This is a genomic window from Rhizobium sp. CNPSo 3670 (assembly GCF_057784555.1).
In genome coordinates this window covers 35,621-54,976 of sequence record NZ_JBXSOL010000007.1, presented here as the reverse complement: position 1 = coordinate 54,976, position 19,356 = coordinate 35,621, and the positions used below count along the sequence as shown (strand labels likewise).

Annotated in this window: 19 protein-coding genes; 13 read left to right on the top strand and 6 right to left on the bottom strand. The window is 61.5% G+C overall.

Annotated features, from left to right (window positions below; all coding sequences use genetic code 11):
• Window positions 1-154: 154 nt before the first annotated feature.
• From AC13QO_RS09130 to AC13QO_RS09120, 3 genes are read right to left on the bottom strand one after another with little or no spacing between them, the layout of a single operon-like run.
• On the bottom strand, window positions 155-1,231 hold the full coding sequence (locus AC13QO_RS09130; protein ID WP_488540495.1) for a 5-(carboxyamino)imidazole ribonucleotide synthase: 1,077 nt from the start codon (window positions 1,229-1,231) through the stop codon (window positions 155-157).
• Window positions 1,228-1,722 carry a 5-(carboxyamino)imidazole ribonucleotide mutase gene (gene purE / locus AC13QO_RS09125; RefSeq protein ID WP_064811306.1) on the bottom strand — a complete coding sequence of 165 codons (495 nt, stop codon included), beginning with the start codon at window positions 1,720-1,722 and terminating at the stop codon, window positions 1,228-1,230. Before purE ends, AC13QO_RS09130 begins: the two co-directional genes overlap by 4 nt.
• A gap of 16 nt (window positions 1,723-1,738) precedes the next feature.
• The gene (locus AC13QO_RS09120) at window positions 1,739-1,942 is read right to left on the bottom strand and encodes a YdcH family protein (protein ID WP_010028538.1); all 204 of its coding nucleotides are present in this window, start codon (window positions 1,940-1,942) and stop codon (window positions 1,739-1,741) included.
• 228 nt (window positions 1,943-2,170) lie between these two features.
• Between AC13QO_RS09120 and AC13QO_RS09115 the strand changes: the two genes are divergently transcribed.
• Entirely contained in the window at window positions 2,171-2,344 is a 174-nt protein-coding gene (locus AC13QO_RS09115) for a YdcH family protein (protein ID WP_008533139.1), read from the top strand.
• 200 nt (window positions 2,345-2,544) lie between these two features.
• Here AC13QO_RS09115 and AC13QO_RS09110 read toward each other — a convergent pair whose 3' ends face one another.
• A complete protein-coding gene (locus AC13QO_RS09110; RefSeq protein ID WP_003542830.1) occupies window positions 2,545-2,805 on the bottom strand; it encodes an ArsR/SmtB family transcription factor in 261 nt (86 codons plus the stop codon).
• A gap of 70 nt (window positions 2,806-2,875) precedes the next feature.
• Window positions 2,876-3,640, bottom strand: coding sequence for a sulfite exporter TauE/SafE family protein (locus tag AC13QO_RS09105; RefSeq protein WP_285192594.1), 765 nt, complete (start codon window positions 3,638-3,640; stop codon window positions 2,876-2,878).
• A gap of 107 nt (window positions 3,641-3,747) precedes the next feature.
• Between AC13QO_RS09105 and AC13QO_RS09100 the strand changes: the two genes are divergently transcribed.
• Complete coding sequence (locus AC13QO_RS09100; RefSeq protein WP_183698791.1) at window positions 3,748-4,401, top strand: thiamine phosphate synthase; 654 nt, start codon at window positions 3,748-3,750, stop codon at window positions 4,399-4,401.
• A gap of 10 nt (window positions 4,402-4,411) precedes the next feature.
• A complete protein-coding gene (locus AC13QO_RS09095) occupies window positions 4,412-5,494 on the top strand; it encodes a tetratricopeptide repeat protein (protein WP_085779375.1) in 1,083 nt (360 codons plus the stop codon).
• 18 nt (window positions 5,495-5,512) lie between these two features.
• Here the strand turns inward: AC13QO_RS09095 and AC13QO_RS09090 are convergent, their stop codons facing one another.
• Window positions 5,513-7,252, bottom strand: coding sequence for a chemotaxis protein (locus AC13QO_RS09090; RefSeq protein WP_488540494.1), 1,740 nt, complete (start codon window positions 7,250-7,252; stop codon window positions 5,513-5,515).
• Between the two features lie 339 nt (window positions 7,253-7,591).
• On the opposite strand from AC13QO_RS09090, the gene AC13QO_RS09085 reads away from it, so the two are divergent.
• The 10 genes from AC13QO_RS09085 (at window position 7,592) to AC13QO_RS09040 (ending at window position 19,229) form a co-directional block, all read left to right on the top strand.
• Window positions 7,592-7,921: an STAS domain-containing protein gene (locus AC13QO_RS09085; protein WP_285192600.1), complete on the top strand. Its 330-nt coding sequence runs from the start codon at window positions 7,592-7,594 to the stop codon at window positions 7,919-7,921.
• The gene (locus tag AC13QO_RS09080; RefSeq protein ID WP_488540493.1) at window positions 7,918-8,286 is read left to right on the top strand and encodes a response regulator; all 369 of its coding nucleotides are present in this window, start codon (window positions 7,918-7,920) and stop codon (window positions 8,284-8,286) included. Before AC13QO_RS09085 ends, AC13QO_RS09080 begins: the two co-directional genes overlap by 4 nt.
• Window positions 8,283-10,322, top strand: coding sequence for a chemotaxis protein CheA (locus tag AC13QO_RS09075; RefSeq protein ID WP_183698799.1), 2,040 nt, complete (start codon window positions 8,283-8,285; stop codon window positions 10,320-10,322). Before AC13QO_RS09080 ends, AC13QO_RS09075 begins: the two co-directional genes overlap by 4 nt.
• The gene (locus tag AC13QO_RS09070; protein ID WP_285192605.1) at window positions 10,319-10,828 is read left to right on the top strand and encodes a chemotaxis protein CheW; all 510 of its coding nucleotides are present in this window, start codon (window positions 10,319-10,321) and stop codon (window positions 10,826-10,828) included. The genes AC13QO_RS09075 and AC13QO_RS09070 overlap by 4 nt, the downstream gene beginning before the upstream one ends.
• A gap of 29 nt (window positions 10,829-10,857) precedes the next feature.
• Window positions 10,858-12,561: a methyl-accepting chemotaxis protein gene (locus tag AC13QO_RS09065; RefSeq protein ID WP_488540492.1), complete on the top strand. Its 1,704-nt coding sequence runs from the start codon at window positions 10,858-10,860 to the stop codon at window positions 12,559-12,561.
• Between the two features lie 265 nt (window positions 12,562-12,826).
• Window positions 12,827-14,749, top strand: a complete 1,923-nt coding sequence (locus tag AC13QO_RS09060) for a HAMP domain-containing methyl-accepting chemotaxis protein (protein WP_488540491.1) — start codon at window positions 12,827-12,829, stop codon at window positions 14,747-14,749.
• A 205-nt stretch (window positions 14,750-14,954) separates the two neighbouring features.
• Window positions 14,955-16,760, top strand: a complete 1,806-nt coding sequence (locus AC13QO_RS09055; RefSeq protein ID WP_488540490.1) for a methyl-accepting chemotaxis protein — start codon at window positions 14,955-14,957, stop codon at window positions 16,758-16,760.
• Entirely contained in the window at window positions 16,757-17,239 is a 483-nt protein-coding gene (locus AC13QO_RS09050) for a chemotaxis protein CheW (protein ID WP_488540489.1), read from the top strand. Before AC13QO_RS09055 ends, AC13QO_RS09050 begins: the two co-directional genes overlap by 4 nt.
• 29 nt (window positions 17,240-17,268) lie before the next feature.
• Window positions 17,269-18,123: a CheR family methyltransferase gene (locus AC13QO_RS09045; protein WP_488540488.1), complete on the top strand. Its 855-nt coding sequence runs from the start codon at window positions 17,269-17,271 to the stop codon at window positions 18,121-18,123.
• A gap of 8 nt (window positions 18,124-18,131) precedes the next feature.
• On the top strand, window positions 18,132-19,229 hold the full coding sequence (locus AC13QO_RS09040) for a protein-glutamate methylesterase/protein-glutamine glutaminase (protein WP_488540487.1): 1,098 nt from the start codon (window positions 18,132-18,134) through the stop codon (window positions 19,227-19,229).
• Window positions 19,230-19,356: the final 127 nt, after the last annotated feature.

Here is a 19,356-nt window from a genome sequence, read left to right as displayed (position 1 = left end):
GCGATCTCTATGGGGGAATTCACATTCGCCCGTAACTTTAACAATCAAAAGCGCGCCGTCGGGGCGCGCTCTTTAGGTGGGGGTGCAGATACCTCGTCACCTCCAGCGTGTCAACCACGTGACGGTGTTTTTCCCAAGCCGCACGGCCGTTTTCTCATCCCGAAACCGGCAATTTCGGCGCCAATGTCGTGACATGACCCATCTTGCGGCCGGGGCGCCACTCGCTCTTGCCATAGAGGTGAACCAGCGTGTCGGGACGCTGCAGCCAGTCGCGGACGGCAAGGATATCGTCACCGACCAAATTCTGCATGACGCAGTCGGAGTGCCGCTCGCCATTGCCGAGCGGCAGGCCAGCGACAGCGCGGATATGCTGCTCGAACTGGCTGACCACGCAGGCGGCTTCCGTCCAATGACCGGAATTGTGGACGCGCGGCGCCATCTCGTTGGCGACCAGGCTGTCATCGGCGAGCACGAAGAATTCGATGCCGATCACGCCGACATAGTTCAACGCGGCGAGAATCTTTTCCGCCGATTGACGAGCGACCTCCGAAGTCGTCGCCGAGATTGCGGCCGGAACGGTCGAGGTGTGGAGGATGCCGTTGCGGTGGACATTCTCGGCGGGATCGAAGCAGACGACCGTCCCATCCGCGGCACGCGCGGCGATGATCGAGACCTCTCGCTCGAAGGCGACGAAGCTTTCGAGGATGAGCGGCACTGCCCCGAGCGCGGCATAGGCGCCGTCAGGATTGTCGGCGGGCGAGCGGAAAACCTTCTGCCCCTTGCCGTCATAACCGAGACGGCGGGTCTTCAGCACGCCTTGGCCGCCGAAATCTTTCAGTGCGGTTTCGAGATCGGCCTGGCTGTCGACTGCATGAAAGCGAGCGGTTGATATGCCGCAGCCGTTGAGGAAGCGTTTTTCGACGAGCCGATCCTGGGCGGCCTCGAGCGCCTTGGCAGGCGGATAGACGGCGATGCTTGCCGAGAGCGCTTCGGCGGCTGCGACGGGCACATTCTCGAATTCGTAGGTGACGACGTCGCAGGCGTCTGCCAGCTCGGCCAGCGCCGCCGGATCGTCATAGGCGGCGACGATCTGCCGGTTCGCCAGTTGGGCGGCGGGGCAGTCGAGCTGCGGCTCGAGGATGACAGTGCGGAAATTCAATCTGGCGGCGGCGATGGCCAGCATGCGGCCGAGCTGGCCGCCGCCGACAATGCCGATCGTTCCTATGGTCATTGGTCGTCCATTGGATATTCGGCGACGGCAGCACTCTGGCGCTCGCGCCATTCGTCGAGCCTGTCGGCAATCTCTTCGTCGGAAAGGGCCAGCACGGCGGCCGCGAGAAGAGCGGCGTTGACCGCACCCGCCTTGCCGATGGCGAGGGTCCCAACCGGAATGCCGGCCGGCATCTGCACGATGGAAAGAAGGCTGTCCTGGCCGGACATGGTCTTCGACTGAACCGGGACGCCGAAGACCGGCAGCGGCGTCATCGATGCGGTCATGCCCGGCAGATGCGCCGCACCACCGGCGCCGGCGATGATGACCTTGAAACCTTCCGCACGTGCGCCCTTGGCGAAATTCATCATTCGCTCGGGCGTACGGTGCGCTGAGATGATGCGCGCATCATAAGCGATTTCCAGCGCTTCCAGCGTGTCAGCCGCGTTCTTCATGGTCTCCCAATCGGACTGGCTGCCCATGATGATGGCGACGAGTGGTCTATCTGTCATCCTGCGACCGTTCCTTTCAGGCAATGATATCGGGAACGATCTGGTCTTCCAGCTTGGAGAGCTTGTCCTTGATGACGAGCTTCTTCTTCTTCATGCGCTGGATTCGCAGAGCGTCGCATCCGGTCTCGATCATGGCGTTTATCGCAGCGTCGAAATCCTCATGCTCCTGGCGCAGACGCGCCACCATGAGCCTGATTTCCGCCTGTTCCTGATCGGCCATATGCATTCCCCGTTATCGTCCTCGGACCTTGTCCGATCTGCCGATGATTTCCGCAAGCTCCTATCACCAAATACGGGTAACGGCTAGTTAGTCTTGATCATGAATTTGCCATCTCTTCTTCATCTTTTGGCCTTCGACAAGCCGTCAAAAATATGTCACAGTCCGCCCCGTTGACACCTTGATCCCCGACGATGATGGTCGGGGAGGGTAAGAGGAAGGAAGGGTCAAATGACAGTTGAAGCTCATCTTGAATCACTCCAGAAAAAGCACGTAGCACTCGAGGAGGAGTTGCACGCGCTCAGAACAGCTCCCTCTATCTCCGATACCGAAATTGCCGAATGCAAGCGCCGCAAGCTGCGCATCAAGGACGAGATTCAGCGTCTCAAGTCATCCGTCCATTAATCCTCCCAGGAGATCGCCGGTCGATCATCTTGCGTTAGAAGAGGTAAATCCATCCATTCCGCCTAAAATCAGCAAGATCCGGTGATCTCATACCAGATTTGCGCCAGTCCGATGCTTGAGGCATTGCGGCTGGCGCTTTCACGAGGGCATATTCGAGTGGTTTCATGTGATCGCAGCGTGTCCCACGGCGGGGACGCGCATCAGGCCCAGAACTGATCCAGCCATAAATTGAGCTTGTCGAAGCCTCGGTTGTTGACCGTGTAAATGCGCTTCGTGCCTTCCGAGGTCACCGAGACCAGATTGCTGTCGAGCAGCGCCTTTAGGTGTTGCGAGACCGCCGGGCGGCTGATCGGCAGCCCTTCGGCGAGCTCGTTGACCGTCCTTGGAGCGCGACGCAATTCCTCCAGCAGAAACCGCCGGTTCGGATCAGCAATCGCCGAGAAAGGGTCCGTGTTCGACATGCTGGAAAAGCTACGTCAAACCGGCCCTTCCGGCAAGGAAATTGTGCATTGCAGCGTAGCGTGGCCTTTGTCAGCCGCTAAGGCCCTCGCGCGCGATCAGAAAGGCGGCGATCAGGGCCATGGCATACATGAAAGGATAGAATATCTCCGGCTTCATGCGCCGCACGCACCAGGCGCCGGCAAGGGTAGCGAGTGGCGCGAAAGGCAGCAGCGTCGCCGAAGTCGCAAGATTCTGCGTGTCAAGCTGGCCGAGCGCGAAATAGGGGACCAGCTTGATGGCGTTGAGGATCGCGAAGAAACGCACGCTGGTGCCGGTATATTCGCGTGGCTGAAGTTTGAGCGGCAAAGCATAGATCTGGAAGGGGGCGCCGCCTGCATGGGCGACGAAGCTGCCGTAGCCGGAGAAGGCGCCCCAGAGGCCGGCGGCCACCGGCCGCTGGCCACGCGGCGGAACCACCTTGCCGGCACCCGGGCCGAAATTGTTCCAGAAATAGCGGAGGCAGAAGAGGATCGTCACCGCGCCGATGACGACGCGAAGGACGTTGCCGGGAACGAGCGCCGAGGTCGCCCAGCCGAGGGCAATGCCGAAAATTGCGCCCGGCAGCATGATCCTCAGCGTCGCCCAATCGCCATGCCTGCGCCAGATGACGAGCGAGATCATGTCCATGAAGACCAGGATCGGCAGCAGGATCGCCGCGGCTTCGAGCGGCGAGACGACCAGGGCGAGAAATGGCAGGCCGATCAGCGACAAAGCGTCGCCCATGCCGCCTTTTGCTAGGCCGACAAGCAGAACCGCGGGCACGGCGGCGTAGTAGAATGACAAGTCCTGCGGCATGCTTTCGACGTCCTCCTCTTGCAAGCCTCCTCTAACGGAACTACTCACACAAAACGAGTGCGGATCCGTCCTTTCGAGAAGGAATTCGCAGGAAACGGAAAGACCTCATGACCGAAGCCGAAAACCGCTGCCGCCTGGTGCTCATCGTCCCCGATATCGCCGACGCCGATGAACAGGCAAAGATCGTCGCCGATGCGCTGAAGGGCGGCGATGTCGCCTCCGTCATCGTGCCGCAATACGGGCTCGACGACGGCGCCTTCCAGAAACATGCCGAAAAGCTGGTGCCGGTGATCCAGGATGCGGGGGCCGCCGCGCTGATTGCAGGCGACAGCCGCGTGGCGGGACGGGCGAAGGCGGATGGCCTGCATATTACCGACAACGCCCAGGCACTGTCGGAGGCGATCGACAAACACGCTCCGAAGCTGATCGTCGGCGGCGGCAATGCCAGCGACCGGCACAATGCGCTGGAGATCGGCGAAGTCAGGCCGGATTATATCTTCTTCGGCAAGCTCGACGGGGATATCAAGCCGGAGGCGCATCCCAAGAACCTTGCGCTCGGCGAATGGTGGGCGTCAATGATCGAAATCCCCTGCATCGTCATGGGCGGCACCGATCCGGCGTCGGCTCTTGCCGTCGCTGAGACCGGAGCAGAGTTCGTGGCGCTGCGGCTGGCGGTATTCGGGGAGCCCGGCCGAGCGCCGTCCATCGTTGCCGAGATCAATGCTCTGCTCGACGAAAAAGCGCCACGGTTTGAGGATTGAAATCCCGCTCATGCCGATCCTGCCCGCCCGCCCTTTGAAATATCTGCTTGCCAGCATGGTCGCCCTCACTGCGGGCGGGTCTGATATCGCCGTGGCGCAGGCACCGGACAGCGTCATCAGCCAGCCAGGCACCGCGCCGGCGTCAAGCTTTCGCACCGACCGGCTCCCCAACGGGGATGTGAAGCCCTCGGATGGCGTCGGCGTTTTCGACCGCATGGGCGCGAAGTTGCCCGACCTTCCGCCGGAGAAGGACTACAAAGGGCCGATTGACGAGGCGTACGGCGCCTTTCAGCGCGGTTACTATCTGACCGCGATGGACAAGGCGCTGCCGCGCGCCCAACTGGGCGATCCGGCGGCGCAGACGCTGATTGGCGAAATCCTCTCGCAGGGTCTCGGCGTCAAGAAGGACGTGAAGAACGCCGCCTTCTGGTATGGCAAGGCGGCCGAAGGCGGCGATCCTGCGGCGATGTTCAAATATGCCCTGATGCTGATGGAAGGCCAGGGTGTGCCGCGCGACAAGGCCAAAGCCGACGACTATATGCGCAAGGCCGCCGAAGCCGGCAATCCTTCAGCCGAATTCAACTGGGCGCAGATCCTCGTCGCCGACAATCCCGGCGAAAAGGGGCTGAAGCTCGCGCTGCCGTTCTACGAGAAATCAGCCGAGCAGGGCATTGCCGATTCGCAATATGCCGTGGCGCAGATCTATGGAACGCTGAAGGACCTGCCGCAGGAAAAGAAGCAGCTCGCCCGCGAGTGGATGGCGCGCGCAGCGCGTGCCGGCTTCGACACCGCCCAGCTCGATCTCGGCATCTGGCTCGTCAACGGCGTTGGTGGCCCGAAGGATTACGTCAAGGGTTTCGAATGGCTGAAACTTGCCGCCAATGGCGGCAATGTCGTTGCGCAGAACAAGCTCGCCCATCTCTACATCAACGCCATCGGCACGCCGCCGAACCCGATCGAGGCGGCGAAATGGTATGTGCTGTCGCGCCGTGCGGGGCTTGCCGATCCGGCGCTGGAGGATTTTTATCTCGGCATCGAGGACGATCAGCAGAAGGCGGCTATAGATGCCGCCAACAAATTCCGGCGGCGATAGCCGCCGCGGTTTTATGCTCTAGAAAAGCGCGTCGGCGAAAAGATCCTCGTCGTTTTCGGCTTTAGCGGTCTCGGCAAGCGCTGAAATACTCTCCTCGCTTGCCGGGATGATGTCGCGATGAATGTTGCGCTCCTGGACCATCGTATAGAGCTTGAAAATCTTGCGGTCGAGCGGTGCGATGACCTCCGCGAGATCGGAGATATCGGCGACATCGGTGCCGGCGACGCCTTCGAGCGCATCGGCGCAGCGGGCAAGGACATCGCCGAGTTCGTGCTGGAAGTCGAGCTTGCCGATCAGCAGGCCGATCTTGGCGGCGACCTCGCGGCCGTTCTCGGCGAGCACCTTCAGCTCGTTTTCCATGACATTGGCCGCGGAACGGATGTTGCCGACGGCCGAGGTCAGGCTCTCGCCCAGTCCGCCGGCGGTGGCCGTGGTGGGAGCCACGCGCCCGGCGGCGGCTTCGAGCGCCGGCAGGCCGTTGACGATGGCGTCGGCGGATTCATCGAGTTTGCCGGCGAAGATGCGCAGCTCGGCGGTGACGACGTTGATCGATTTGCCTTCCTCGCCAAGCCGGCTGCAGCGCAGATTGGTGTTCAAGGCCATGTAATGGATGTCGGTCCTGACGACGCGAATGTTGACGATGGCTTCGGAAAGCTTGGCGGCCGTGCCGATTGTCGTATGGCTTACCTGGTCAGCCTGCAGGCTTGCCGTGTCGACCTGCTTGACGATCTCGTGGGCGGCAGAAACGCTGGATTCCAGTGCGCGCATGAAATTGCCGCCGGCTTCGCCGCTTTCGGTGCCCATTTGATCGCGCAGCTTGAGGATTTCCCGCATGTCGTGGTCGAAACTCGCAATCGTCTTGACGACGTTCTCCGAATCCCGCTGGAAATTGACGCACATGTCGCTCATCTGCGCCGCTGTCAGATGGTGAACGACATTCTGGAGACGCTGGCGCGCACCGGCGTCGAGCCCGGCGCCATCTTCGCCGGCGAAGAAATCTTCAAGCAGCGAAAAGGTTGCCTGTACATGTTCGATACGCTGACGGGTGATATCGCCGATTTGCAGGGCTGATAGAGTCGAGCTGACCTTGCTCTGGACGCCGCGTGCGATCGCGCCGACCTCGCGGGCGAGGATGCCGAGATTTTTGCGGTGTTCGGCGATCTTGGCGGCATCGTCGCGCAGGGCTCCGGCGACGGCCGGAACGGTATCGGCGTAGCTCCTGGAGACGTTAGCCCCGAAGGAAGCGGCGAGTTTGACCTCTTTCTCGAGGCTGTCGAGATGGGCGGCGAAGCGATTCACCTCATCGGTGCCCGAATAGATACGTTCCAAAATCTCCTGCGCAAAGCCGGCGAATTCGACAAGGCCGGCGCCGGTGATCTTTACAGTCACGGCAAAGGTTCTGAGATAACGCATCGTCTCCTGCATATCGGCGACGTGCTTGCGCAGTTCCCTGCCGGTTTGCGCCAGCGAGATGAGCGCCTGCTGGCGATTTTCTTCGGTGACCGGCAATGCAGTCAGGCTTTCCACCGTGGCGCGGAGATCGGCGCTGGTATCGCTCGCCTCGTTGTCATCGAGTGCCTTGGCGACACTTTCGAGCGAATTCAGCAGGCGGTTGAGGACATCCATCACCGACAGCAGCACCGACCCGCCCTCGAGAAAACGCTCCTCGACTTGGCTGCGGGCGGATTCCAGGATCTGACTGATCTCCCGCCCCGATGTGTAGGCTGCAGCGTTGGATGTTACCAGAGCGTGTGCCACATTTATACCTTTTCTTAAAACGCAGGCCATTTTGACTCTATTTCTACGGGCAGGATGGAAATGTCCGGTAAACGCGCCAGACTCGCCTGCGTTGTGATTAATGAAAGGTGTGAGACAAGGCTTTCGGTGCGGCGCATGGCAAGTGAGATCATTTAAGATTTTGTTCTTATTCTATTATTTCCGAGCTTAGAGAGAAGGATACAACTTATTCTCGATAAGAATTAGGAGTCGCGGAATGCGCTTCACGTCGGTTTTCTACAACCTCTGTTTACGCTGCATTAACGCTGTCGTGAGAGTCCTCTTAGGGTCGAAAGTATTTCTCGGGCCCAGGAGGCTGCATTGGATACTCAGAGTCAATATTGTGAATCTATAACTTTGCCAGACGTGCTAAACATTCGGCACGCGGCTGAATTACACACCAAGATCAATGACGCATTTGGTAGTAAAGATACCATCCTCTTTAGCATTCCTGCTGATGCTGAAGCTGATCTGAGTTTCATCCAACTTATGGAAGCGGCCCGCCGTCAGGCAAAAGCCGCCGGAAAGACGCTCAACCTTTCTTCTCCCGCCAGCGGCTCCGTGTTGAACGTACTTGAGCGTTCCGGTTTCATCGAATCCTTCGATCATGAAGACTTAAAGTTTTGGTTGCATAAAGAGGTGACATTATGAGTGCCAACATCCTGACGGTAGACGATTCCGCCAGCATCCGCCTGACCACAAAGGTCACGCTGACCAATGCCGGCTACAGCGTCACCGAAGCGGTCAACGGGGCGGAAGGCCTCATTGCGGCCAAGGGCAGCAGCTTCGATCTGATCGTGACGGATCTCAACATGCCTGTCATGGACGGGCTGACGATGATCGAGGAACTGCGCAAGGTGCCGGCGCAGGCCGGTGTTCCGATTATCTTTCTAACGACGGAATCTGACGCCGACCTCAAGGCACGTGCAAAGGCTGCCGGCGCGACCGGCTGGCTGACCAAGCCGTTCGATCCGGAAAATCTCGTGAAGATCGTGAAGAAGGTTCTCGGAAGATGAGTACGCTCGACCCCGTCGCCGTATTCCGCACGGAGGCTGCCGAATGCCTCGAAGCGATCGAGACCGGCCTTCTCGACCTCACGCACCAACTCGACAATAGGGATCTCGTCGACGCGGTATTCCGCGGGCTTCACACGCTCAAGGGATCGGGCGCGATGTTCGGTTTCGAGGCGCTGGCGGCCTTCACCCATCATTGCGAAACGGCCTTCGACCGCGTTCGAAAGGGCGAGGTCGCGGCCACCAGCGAACTCGTCGCCGCCGTTCTCGCCGCCCAGGACCATATGCGTGCCCTCGTCGATCAGCCCGACGCCGATCATGGCGACACCGGGCACAAGCTTCTGGCACAGCTGCAGGCCGCCGTCGGCGCAAAGGCTGCGGCGCCAGCCACCGTCGCAGCGCCCGTGCAGGAGGCGTCGACGAAAAAGACGAGGAACAGCTGGCGCATCCGCTTCAGCCTGCCGGCCAATTCGATGGCCAACGGCACCAATCCGCTCGGCCTGCTGGACGAACTGCGCGATCTCGGCGAATGCACCGTGCGCGCCGACACTTCGGCCATTCCGCCCCTCGATGAGCTCACGCCGACGGAACTCTATATTTCCTGGGATGTGACGCTGATTAGCGAGCAGGACCGTTCAGCGATCGACGACGTCTTCATCTTCGTGCTCGACGACATGGAACTCAGCGTCGAGGAGATCGACGGCACTGTAGCGGCAACGGCCGCTCCGGCTGAAACAATGCCGGTGCCTGCCGCTGCCGCCTCAGCACCACCACCGCCTGTCCCGGCGGCCGCCGTGCCGGAATTTCGTCCCGTCGAAGCGGTTCCCGTCAAGCGTGAGGCACCCGCCGCCAGCCAGGCGAAGGCTGCCGAGAACGTGCGCGTTCCGGCAGAGCGCCTGGACGAACTGATGGACCGCGTCGGTGAGCTCGTGATCGCGCAATCGCGCCTCAGCCAGCTCGCGAGCGCCAGCACCGATATCGCACTGCGCTCCGTCTCGGAAGAAATCGAACGTCTGTCCGGCGAATTGCGCGACACGATGATGGTGCTGCGCATGGTGCCGGTTGCGACCCTCTTTTCCCGTTTCCGCCGCCTCGTCCACGATCTTGCCCGCGAGACCGGCAAGGTGATCGAATTGGTGACGGAAGGCGAGAGCACCGAGGTCGATAAAACGGTGATCGAACGGCTGGCCGATCCGCTGGTGCACCTGGTGCGCAACTCGATCGATCACGGCCTCGAAGTGCCCGCCGACCGCCTTGCCGCCGGCAAGGCCAAGGCCGGCACGGTAACACTTTCGGCCCGTCAGGCCGGTGGCGAGGTGATTATCTCGATCAAGGACGACGGCCGCGGCATCAACCGTGAACGGGTCCGCGCCAAGGCGGAATCCTCCGGCCTCATCCATCCGGGCCAGCCGCTTTCGGACCCCGAGCTCTTGCAACTGATCTTTGCTCCCGGGTTTTCGACGGCGGCGGCGATCACCAATCTGTCCGGCCGCGGCGTCGGCATGGACGTGGTCAAGAAGACGGTCGAAGAGCTTCGCGGCGCGATCGATATCGTCAGTGTGCCCGGACAGGGTTCGGAAGTGTCGCTGCGCATTCCGCTGACGCTTGCCATTATCGACGGTCTGTTGGTGCGTGTCGGTACCGGCCGTTACGTCATCCCGCTTTCGGCCGTCGAGGAATGCCTCGAACTGTCGCTCGAGGAGGATCTGCGCTCGCGCGGCCGCAGCTTCATCTCGCTACGCGACAGCCTGGTGCCGTTCCTGCGCCTGCGGGATCTTTTCCGCACCGGCACGAAGCCCGACGTGCACCAGAAGGTCGTCGTCATCTCGACCGGCACGGAGCGCGTGGGCCTCGTCGTCGACCAGATCATCGGCGACCATCAGACTGTCATCAAGTCGATGTCGAAACTGCACAACGACGTGGCGACTTTTTCAGGCGCCACCATTCTAGGCGACGGCAGCGTCGCCCTCATTCTCGACGTCGGGCACCTGGTTGCCGCGGGTCAGCAACAGGAGGCGCAATTGCGGGTAGCAGGATGAGTGCAGCAGCAACAGCCGAACGTTTCGACAATCATTGGAGCTATGCCGAGGAAGTCGAGGTCCTGACCTTCGATCTCAACGGCGAGACTTTTGCGCTGGAGGCGGTCATCGTCCAGGAAATCCTGGATCTGCTTCCGGAGACGGCGGTGCCGGGCAGCCAGCCCTTCGTCGCCAGCGTCATCAACTTCCGCGGCAAGGTCATTCCGCTCGCCGACCTGCGTCTCGCTTTCGGGATGGAGGCGACGGAGGCGACGATCGACAGCCGCTTCATCGTCATTGAGATCGATCTGCAGGGCGAGCCGACGCTCGTCGGCCTCAGAACCGATAAGGTGAACGAGGTGACGACGCTCGCAAAGATCGCGAGCGAGGCGCCACCGAGCGTCGGCATGCGCTGGCGGGCCGACTACATCAACTGCCTGGTGAAGAGGGGTGGAGAGTTCATCATTCTCCCGAATCTGCAGGCGATTTTTTCATCGCGACATGACGCAGCTGGGGCCGTCAGTTGACGGCACGTAATCCAAGAGGGGTTGGGACGATGAGACTGACAATCAAGACGAAACTGGTGACGGCGTTCACCTTTATTATTCTCATGTTATTGGGCACTGCCGCTTATGGCATTTTCAGCCTTGGATCACTGAACGATACCATCGGAAATCTTCTTGCCGGCCCGGCAGCCCGCCTCGACCTTGCGCAGCAGATCAACATCGCGCAGCTCGAAGCCATCCGCCAACAGAAGAACCTGCTCACCGCCCGTACTTCCGAAGAAAGTGCCCGTGCGACCGACAAGGGCAACGCGGCTCGTAAGGATTTCAGCGATGCCTTCAACCAGGTTCTGGCGCTTGCCACGGAAGAAGGCAAGGCGCGTTGGGCGCGTATTGCCGAGCTTTCCAAGGCCTTCAACGCAGCCGACGACCAGATCCGCGACTATCTGAAGGCCGGCAATGCGGACGGTGCCAACACTATCTCCATCACGACGGCGCGTGCCGCCGCCAACGATATTGACTCGACACTCGCCGAAATTCTTGCGCTTGAGAAGCAGCGCATGAAGACCGCCGACGCCGATGCCGACGCGCAGTATGCGACCACACGCACGACGATGATTGCCGTCGCTGTCGTTGCACTGCTGGTTGCCGCGATCACGGCCTTGTGGATCGCCAGCACGATCAGCAAAGGCCTCGGCCGCGCCAACACCGTGGTTCGCGAAGTGTCCGAAGGCGACCTGACGAAAATGGCCGATATCACCAGCCATGACGAAATCGGCGAGCTTCTGGGCAATGTCAACATCATGATCGAACGCCTGCGGGGCGTCGTCACCGATGCGCTGTCGGCCGCGGAGAACGTCTCGTCCGGCAGCCAGCAGCTTTCGGCGAGCTCCGAACAGGTGTCGCAGGGCGCCACGGAGCAGGCCGCGTCCGCCGAGGAGGCCTCCGCTTCGATGGAGCAGATGGCCGCCAACATCAAGCAGAATGCCGACAACGCCGCCCAGACCGAAAAGATCGCCCGCCAGTCGGCCAGGGACGCCGAAGCCAGCGGCGAAGCGGTAACGCGCGCTGTCGACGCCATGCGCACGATCGCCCAGAAGATCGGCATCGTGCAGGAGATCGCCCGTCAGACCGATCTGCTGGCCCTCAATGCCGCAGTCGAAGCCGCACGCGCCGGCGAACACGGTAAAGGTTTTGCCGTGGTCGCCTCGGAAGTGCGCAAGCTTGCCGAACGCAGCCAGTCGGCGGCGGCCGAAATCAGCTCGATGTCCGGTGATACCGTCAAGGCCGCTGCTGATGCCGGTGAGATGCTCGGCCGCCTGGTGCCCGACATCCGCAAGACGGCGGAACTCGTTTCCGAGATCAGCGCCGCCTGCCGTGAGCAGGATATCGGTGCCTCGCAGATCAACGAAGCGATCCAGCAGCTCGACAAGGTGACGCAGCAGAACGCCGGCGCCTCAGAGCAGATGTCGGCAACCTCCGAGGAGCTCGCTTCCCAGGCGGAAGAACTGCAGACGTCGATCGCCTTCTTCAAGGTCGATACGACGGGCAGCGCGCGGTCCGGCGCCCAGAAGATGCCGGCGAACGGCTCAGCCAAGGTGGTGAAGGCCCCGGCCCGCAAGGCTCCGGCGCAGGTCCAAAGCCAGGGCCGCGGTCAGACGGTTTCGGCTCAGCAGCAGCGTCTCAAGGGCTTTGCTCTCGATATGTCGATGGGCGGTCCGGACGCCAGTGACGACGACTTTCGGGAAAGCGCGTAGGCGCTTCCCGGGGCGCGCATAGCGTTCCGCCGGCGAGGCAGCTGAGCCGCCTCCGCCCTCATCGGAAATCTCGGGCCGCTCCGGTGGCCCGAGGCGGAATGTCCCCAACGCGTGTAGGCGTTGGCGCTGCGACGATAGATGTCCGGCTGCCGGGAAGTGAATGCAGTCGCTTTCCCTCTTTCAGACACGTCACTCTGAAGTTCGGCGTTCCCGGATCGGAACGTCTCTCTATTCAATCGTTTTGGCGCATAAAATGGGGTATCACATGCGTTTCACTATCAAACTGAAATTAGGTCTCGCTTTCGGGATCATGACGCTGCTGCTGATCGGCATTGCGGTTTATGGAAGCTTCAGCCTCGGCACATTGAACGAGGCGAGCGGCAACATGATCAACGGCCCGATGCGCCGGCTGGAACTGGCGCTGAATGCAAACATCGCCGAAGTTAACGCCATTCGGGCTCAGAAGAACGCGCTGCTTTCCACCGATCCGGACGCGGCCGCCGGTTTCTACAAAGAGGCCGATCAGAATCTGCAGGCCATGTTCGACGCTGTCGACGCCGGCTTGGCCATCGCCTCTCCGGAAGGGAAGCCGCATTGGGAGAAGCTGCGGAGCGTTGGCGGGAAATTCCGCGAGAAGTCCGCCGAGCTGCAGCAACTCGATGTCAGGGGTGACAAGGCAGGCGCCCTGGCGCTTTCACTTGGCGATCTCCGGGCGATGACCGGCGACATGGGCGATGCGATCGCAGCCCTCACCGAGATCCAGCGTAAAGGCATGCAAGCGACCGATCAGTCGAACAGCGATCTTTACAATTCCACCAAGCTCATCCTCACCACAGCATCCGGGCTCGCCGTGCTTGTGGCGCTCGGCGCCGCATTATGGATCACGCTCGGCATCAACAATGGTCTGAGAAAGATCACGAGCGTCGCAAACGCCGTGGCAATCGGCGATCTCAATCAGAAAGTCGATGTCAGGACCAATGACGAGATCAAGGACCTCATCGAGACGGTCAACACCATGACCGCCAATCTGCGCGCGACCGCCGCCCTTGCCGACCAGATCGCCACGGGCGATCTGACCACCGATGCCAAGCCTCTCTCGGACAAGGACTCGCTCGGGATTGCGATGCAGAGCATGATCGCCAATCTGAGGACCACGGCGGGGATTGCCAACCAGATCGCCAATGGCGATCTCACCGTGTCTCCGAAGCCGCTTTCCGACAAGGATGCGCTGGGCCTTGCGCTGGAGCAGATGGTCGAGCGGTTGCGCGGTGTGGTCGCGGACGCGATTTCGGCCGCCGAGAACGTCTCCTCTGGCAGCCAGCAGCTCTCATCGAGTTCCGAGCAGGTGTCGCAGGGCGCTACCGAGCAGGCGGCTTCGGCCGAAGAAGCTTCCGCCTCGATGGAGGAGATGGCCTCCAACATCAAGCAGAATGCCGACAATGCCGCCCAGACCGAGAAAATCGCCCGGCAGTCGGCCAAGGACGCGGAAGCCAGCGGCGAAGCCGTCGCCCGAGCGGTTGATGCCATGCGCACGATCGCACAGAAGATCGGCATCGTGCAGGAGATCGCCCGTCAGACCGACCTCTTGGCTCTCAACGCTGCCGTCGAAGCCGCACGCGCCGGCGAGCATGGTAAAGGTTTTGCCGTAGTGGCCTCGGAAGTGCGCAAGCTTGCCGAACGCAGCCAGTCGGCCGCTGCCGAAATCAGCGCCATGTCAGGCGACACAGTGACAGCCGCCCAGGAAGCCGGCGAAATGCTGGGGCGCCTGGTGCCTGATATCCGCAAGACGGCGGAACTCGTTTCCGAGATCAGTGCTGCCTGCCGTGAGCAGGATATCGGTGCAGCCCAGATCAATGAGGCGATCCAGCAGCTCGACAAGGTGACGCAGCAGAACGCCGGCGCCTCCGAACAGATGTCGGCGACGTCCGAAGAGCTCGCTTCGCAGGCGGAAGAACTGCAGACCTCGATCGCCTTCTTCAAGGTCGATATAGCGGGTGGGCGCCGCGATCGCACACAGGGCGCCAAGATGACGGTTCGTAGCCCGGCCCCTGCCGCTCGCAGGCCGGCGGCCAAGAAGCCGGCAACCGACAGCGTTGCAGGCCAGCAGGCCCGCGTGAAGGGCTTTGCCCTTGACCTGTCGATGGGCGGCCCTGACGCCGGCGACGACGATTTCAGGGAGAGCGCATGACGCTTCCCAGAGAATAGGCGGCTTTCCCTTGCAACTGTCGTGGGCCAGCCAGCACGGCCCGCGACGCAATTCCGGCGCCCCGGGGGCGTCGCCACGGAAGTCCGCCAATTCTTCTTACCTGTCTTCGCCTGCCGGACTTTCTTTGCTGCATGACGCCGCGCGCCCGGTCCACATCATTCCTTCGCTCTCAGAGAGGAATATTGAGATGCGTATCACGATCAAACTCAAACTCGCAGCCGCATTTGGTGTCGTCATACTATTGCTGGTGGGTAGCGCGATTTATGGCATCATCAGTCTCAGTTCGCTGAACGACGCTGTCGGCAGCCTTATCTCCGGTCCTGCAAAAAGCCTCGAACTGGCTCTGGAGGCCAAGACGGCCGAGCTCAATGCGGTTCGCTGGCAGAAGAATGCCCTTCTGGAAATGAATCCCGAAACAGCGGTCAAGAACTATCAGAACTCGGCAAAGAGCGCGGATGATATGCTCGCCTTCGCTACAAGCGGTCAACAGCTCGCAACCACCGAGGGCAAACCCAACTGGGATAGGCTGATCGAGCTGGCCAAGCGCTTCAGCGAAGGTTCCGCCAGAGTTGCCGCAAGCCAAGAAAGCGGTGACAGGGCAGGGGCCGCAGCGCTTTCGTCAGGAGAGGTTCGCGCTGTCGTCGTGGAACTGGAAGAGGTGTTCGAGGCGCTTGTATCGCTGCAGCAAAAGGCCATGATACAGGCTGATAACGACACTGAAGTCCTCTATGGCTCTACCAAGAACATGCTGATCGTCATTGCGGTTGGTGCGTCAGTTATCGCTTTCGCGGCTGCACTGTGGATAGGCCTCGGCGTCAACAGCGGCCTGCGCAAGATCATGGACGTTGCCAATGCCGTCGCCATCGGCGACCTAAACCAGAAGGTGGAGATCAAGAGTAATGACGAGATCAGGGATCTCGTGAATACAATCAATGTCATGACCGATAATCTTCGAGCCACCGCCGACATCGCTACGCAAATCGCCGGCGGCGACCTGAGGGTCTCGCCGAAGCCGCTATCGGAGAAGGATACACTGGGCATCGCGCTGGAACAGATGGTCGAACGGCTGCGCGGCGTCGTCGCCGATGCGATCTCGGCCGCCGAGAACGTCTCGGCCGGCAGCCAGGAACTTTCGGCAAGCTCCGAACAGGTGTCACAGGGTGCCAGCGAACAGGCAGCCTCCGCCGAAGAGGCTTCCGCCTCAATGGAGGAGATGGCCGCCAATATCAAGCAGAATGCAGACAATGCCGCCCAGACAGAAAAGATCGCTCGCCAGTCGGCCAAGGATGCGGAGATGAGCGGCGAAGCCGTTTCGCGCGCGGTGCAGGCGATGCGGACCATCGCCGACAAGATCAGTATCGTCCAGGAAATCGCCCGCCAGACCGACCTGCTGGCGCTGAACGCCGCCGTCGAAGCGGCGCGCGCCGGCGAACATGGCAAGGGCTTTGCGGTCGTCGCCTCCGAGGTGCGCAAGCTTGCTGAGCGCAGCCAGTCGGCGGCGGCCGAAATCAGCTCTATGTCGGGCGATACCGTTAAGGCTGCCCAGGAAGCCGGCGACATGCTCGGCCGCCTGGTGCCCGACATTCGTAAGACGGCCGAACTCGTGGCCGAGATCAGCGCCGCCTGCCGCGAGCAGGACGTCGGTGCGGCCCAGATCAATGAAGCGATCCAGCAGCTCGACAAGGTGACGCAGCAGAATGCGGGTGCCTCCGAGCAGATGTCTGCGACCTCAGAGGAACTTGCCTCCCAGGCCGAGGAACTGCAGGCCTCGATCGCCTTCTTCAACGTCGATGCGGCCGGCAACCGCCAGTCCCGCACGCCGGCCGCCAGAATGACGGTCCGCAGTCCGGCTCAGGGCTCCGCCCGCAAGCCTGCCGCCAAGAAACCGGCCAACAGCGTTGCCGGTCAACAGGCGCGGGTGAAAGGTTTCGCTCTCGATCTCTCCATGGGCGGCCCCGATGATGGGGACGCTGAATTCAAGGAAAGCGCATGATCATGGCTACCATATCTCTGGAAGCGCAATTCGTGACCTTCAGCCTCGGCGACGAGATTTTCGCCGTGCCGGTTGAGGTCGTACGTGAAATCCTCGACTATGCGGAAGCCTTCAAGATTCCGAACGGTCCCGACTATCTGCTCGGCCTGCGCGACGTGCGCGGGCAAGGCGTGCCGACCATCGATCTTCGCTTGAAGCTTGGCATGACCAAGACCGTGCCGACGCCGCACACGCGGGTGCTGGTGCTCGACGTGCCGATGGAAAACCGGCTCCTGACTCTGGGCCTCGTCGCCGACCGCGTCTTCGAGGTCACTCCGTTCCGGCGCGACCAGATCGAGGCGGCGCCCGACATCGGCGTGCGTTGGCGTTCGGATTATATCGCCGGCGTCGTTCGCCGTGAAAACGGCTTCGTTGTCATCATCGATCTTGCACGACTCCTGTCGCGCGAGGACGCCTCGGCACTGCAATCGGCAGCCTGACGCCGCATCAAATCGGAGTTCTGCGTTCTATGAGTATGGCAGCTGTGGAAACCCAATTGCCGGGCGACCGGATCAGCAAGCGCAATTTCGACAAGCTTGCCCAGTTCATCTACGACTATAGCGGCATCAAGATGCCGCCGACCAAGCTGACGATGCTCGAGGGGCGGCTGAGGCGCCGCCTTCGCGCGACCAACCATTCGACCTTCGACGATTATTGCGATTTTCTGTTCAATCACGATGGGCTTGCCCAGGAAACCGTCTACCTCATCGACGTGGTGACGACCAACAAGACCGACTTCTTCCGGGAAGCCAAGCATTTTGAATATATGCAGACCGTGGCGCTGCCGGCGATCGCCAATAGCGGTGTGCGCACCATCCGCACCTGGAGCTCGGCCTGCTCGACGGGAGCCGAACCCTATACGATGGCAATGGTGCTGGCGGAATTCGCGGAAGGCCGCAGGGATGTTTCCTATAGCGTGCTTGCCACCGATCTTTCCACCGACGTGCTGCAGACGGCGCGTCAGGGCATCTATCCGGAAGACCTGATTGCGCCCGTGCCGCGCGACCTGCAGCGCAAATATGTGCTGGTCGCCAAGCAGTCTGGCCGCAAGGAGGTGCGCATAAGCCCGAAGCTGCGCAGCAGAGTGGGGTTTGCACGGATGAACCTGATGGACGACAAATATCCGGTTGGCGACTTGATGAACGTCATCTTCTGCCGCAACGTGCTGATCTACTTCGACAAGCAGACCCAGGCTGGCGTGCTCAGCCGCCTCTGCGATTGCCTGGCGAAGGGCGGCTATCTGTTCATCGGTCATTCCGAATCGATCACCGGCTTCGACCTGCCGCTGAAGCAGGTCTCGAATACGGTGTTTCAGCGTATCTAGAGGCATTCATGCGCAAGAAAATCCGGGTTCTCATCATCGACGATTCCGCCAGCGTCCGGCAGACGCTGGCTCATGTGCTGGAGCAGGATCCTGATATCGAGATCATGGCAGTGGCGTCCGATCCTTTCGTGGCGGCGCGGAGGCTGCAGGAGGAGATTCCCGACGTCATCACGCTCGACGTGGAGATGCCGCGCATGGACGGCATCACCTTCCTGCGCAAACTGATGTCGCAGCGGCCGATCCCGGTCGTGATGTGTTCGTCGCTGACGGAAGCGGGCTCGGAAACGCTGATCCAGGCGCTGGAGGCGGGCGCCGTCGACGTCATTCTGAAATCGAAGATCGGCGCTGCCGACGGTCTTGCCGATGATGCGATGCGCATTCGCGAAGTCGTCAAGAGCGCCTCGCACGCGCGACTTTCCATCGCGCGCCGTGCCGCCGGAACCATTCGTTCCGCTTCCGCCGAGGGACCGGCCAGGAAGCTGACGGCCGATGCCATGCTGCCGCCGCCAACGGGCCGCGCCATGGCGAAGACGACGGAGATGGTCGTCTGCGTCGGCGCCTCCACCGGCGGAACCGAAGCGTTGCGCGAATTCCTGGAGGAGCTGCCGGCCAATGCGCCCGGCATGGTGATCGTCCAGCATATGCCGGAGAAATTCACAGCCGCCTTCGCCAAGCGCCTGAACGGGCTCTGCGAGGTCGAGGTCAAGGAGGCCGCCGACGGCGATCCGGTGCTGCGCGGCCATGTGCTGATCGCGCCCGGTGACAAGCACACGCTGCTCGAACGCCAGGGTGCGCGCTATTATGTGAGCGTGAAGACCGGGCCGCTGGTCTCCCGCCACCGGCCTTCCGTCGACGTGCTCTTCCGTTCGGCGGCGCGCTCGGCCGGCTCGAACGCCATGGGGATCATCATGACGGGTATGGGCGACGACGGTGCGCGCGGCATGCTGGAGATGCATGAAGCCGGCGCCTATACCGTGGCCCAGGACGAGGCGAGTTCGGTTGTCTTCGGCATGCCGAAGGAGGCGATTGTAAAAGGCGGCGTCGACCGCATTCTGCCGCTCGATCAGATCGCCCGCGAAGTCCTGATAACGCAGCAGAAGTTCTGAGGCCGGTTCTGGATCCGATGGCAAATTAGGCCATGCTTTTCCGGCCTGCGGGCAGCCATGCGTGCCTCCCCTTGAAATTTCCGCGATTTTGTGGTCTTGAGGCCGCCAATCTTTGCTAGCGCTGCCT

Bases quoted from the DNA above. Each gene is read 5' to 3' on its own strand.
- AC13QO_RS09130 (WP_488540495.1), bottom strand. From the start codon at position 1,231: ATGACCATAGGAACGATCGGCATTGTCGGCGGCGGCCAGCTCGGCCGC.
- purE (WP_064811306.1), bottom strand. From the start codon at position 1,722: ATGACAGATAGACCACTCGTCGCCATCATCATGGGCAGCCAGTCCGAT.
- AC13QO_RS09120 (WP_010028538.1), bottom strand. From the start codon at position 1,942: ATGGCCGATCAGGAACAGGCGGAAATCAGGCTCATGGTGGCGCGTCTG.
- AC13QO_RS09115 (WP_008533139.1), top strand. From the start codon at position 2,171: ATGACAGTTGAAGCTCATCTTGAATCACTCCAGAAAAAGCACGTAGCA.
- AC13QO_RS09110 (WP_003542830.1), bottom strand. From the start codon at position 2,805: ATGTCGAACACGGACCCTTTCTCGGCGATTGCTGATCCGAACCGGCGG.
- AC13QO_RS09105 (WP_285192594.1), bottom strand. From the start codon at position 3,640: ATGCCGCAGGACTTGTCATTCTACTACGCCGCCGTGCCCGCGGTTCTG.
- AC13QO_RS09100 (WP_183698791.1), top strand. From the start codon at position 3,748: ATGACCGAAGCCGAAAACCGCTGCCGCCTGGTGCTCATCGTCCCCGAT.
- AC13QO_RS09095 (WP_085779375.1), top strand. From the start codon at position 4,412: ATGCCGATCCTGCCCGCCCGCCCTTTGAAATATCTGCTTGCCAGCATG.
- AC13QO_RS09080 (WP_488540493.1), top strand. From the start codon at position 7,918: ATGAGTGCCAACATCCTGACGGTAGACGATTCCGCCAGCATCCGCCTG.
- AC13QO_RS09075 (WP_183698799.1), top strand. From the start codon at position 8,283: ATGAGTACGCTCGACCCCGTCGCCGTATTCCGCACGGAGGCTGCCGAA.
- AC13QO_RS09070 (WP_285192605.1), top strand. From the start codon at position 10,319: ATGAGTGCAGCAGCAACAGCCGAACGTTTCGACAATCATTGGAGCTAT.
- AC13QO_RS09065 (WP_488540492.1), top strand. From the start codon at position 10,858: ATGAGACTGACAATCAAGACGAAACTGGTGACGGCGTTCACCTTTATT.
- AC13QO_RS09060 (WP_488540491.1), top strand. From the start codon at position 12,827: ATGCGTTTCACTATCAAACTGAAATTAGGTCTCGCTTTCGGGATCATG.
- AC13QO_RS09055 (WP_488540490.1), top strand. From the start codon at position 14,955: ATGCGTATCACGATCAAACTCAAACTCGCAGCCGCATTTGGTGTCGTC.
- AC13QO_RS09050 (WP_488540489.1), top strand. From the start codon at position 16,757: ATGATCATGGCTACCATATCTCTGGAAGCGCAATTCGTGACCTTCAGC.
- AC13QO_RS09045 (WP_488540488.1), top strand. From the start codon at position 17,269: ATGAGTATGGCAGCTGTGGAAACCCAATTGCCGGGCGACCGGATCAGC.
- AC13QO_RS09040 (WP_488540487.1), top strand. From the start codon at position 18,132: ATGCGCAAGAAAATCCGGGTTCTCATCATCGACGATTCCGCCAGCGTC.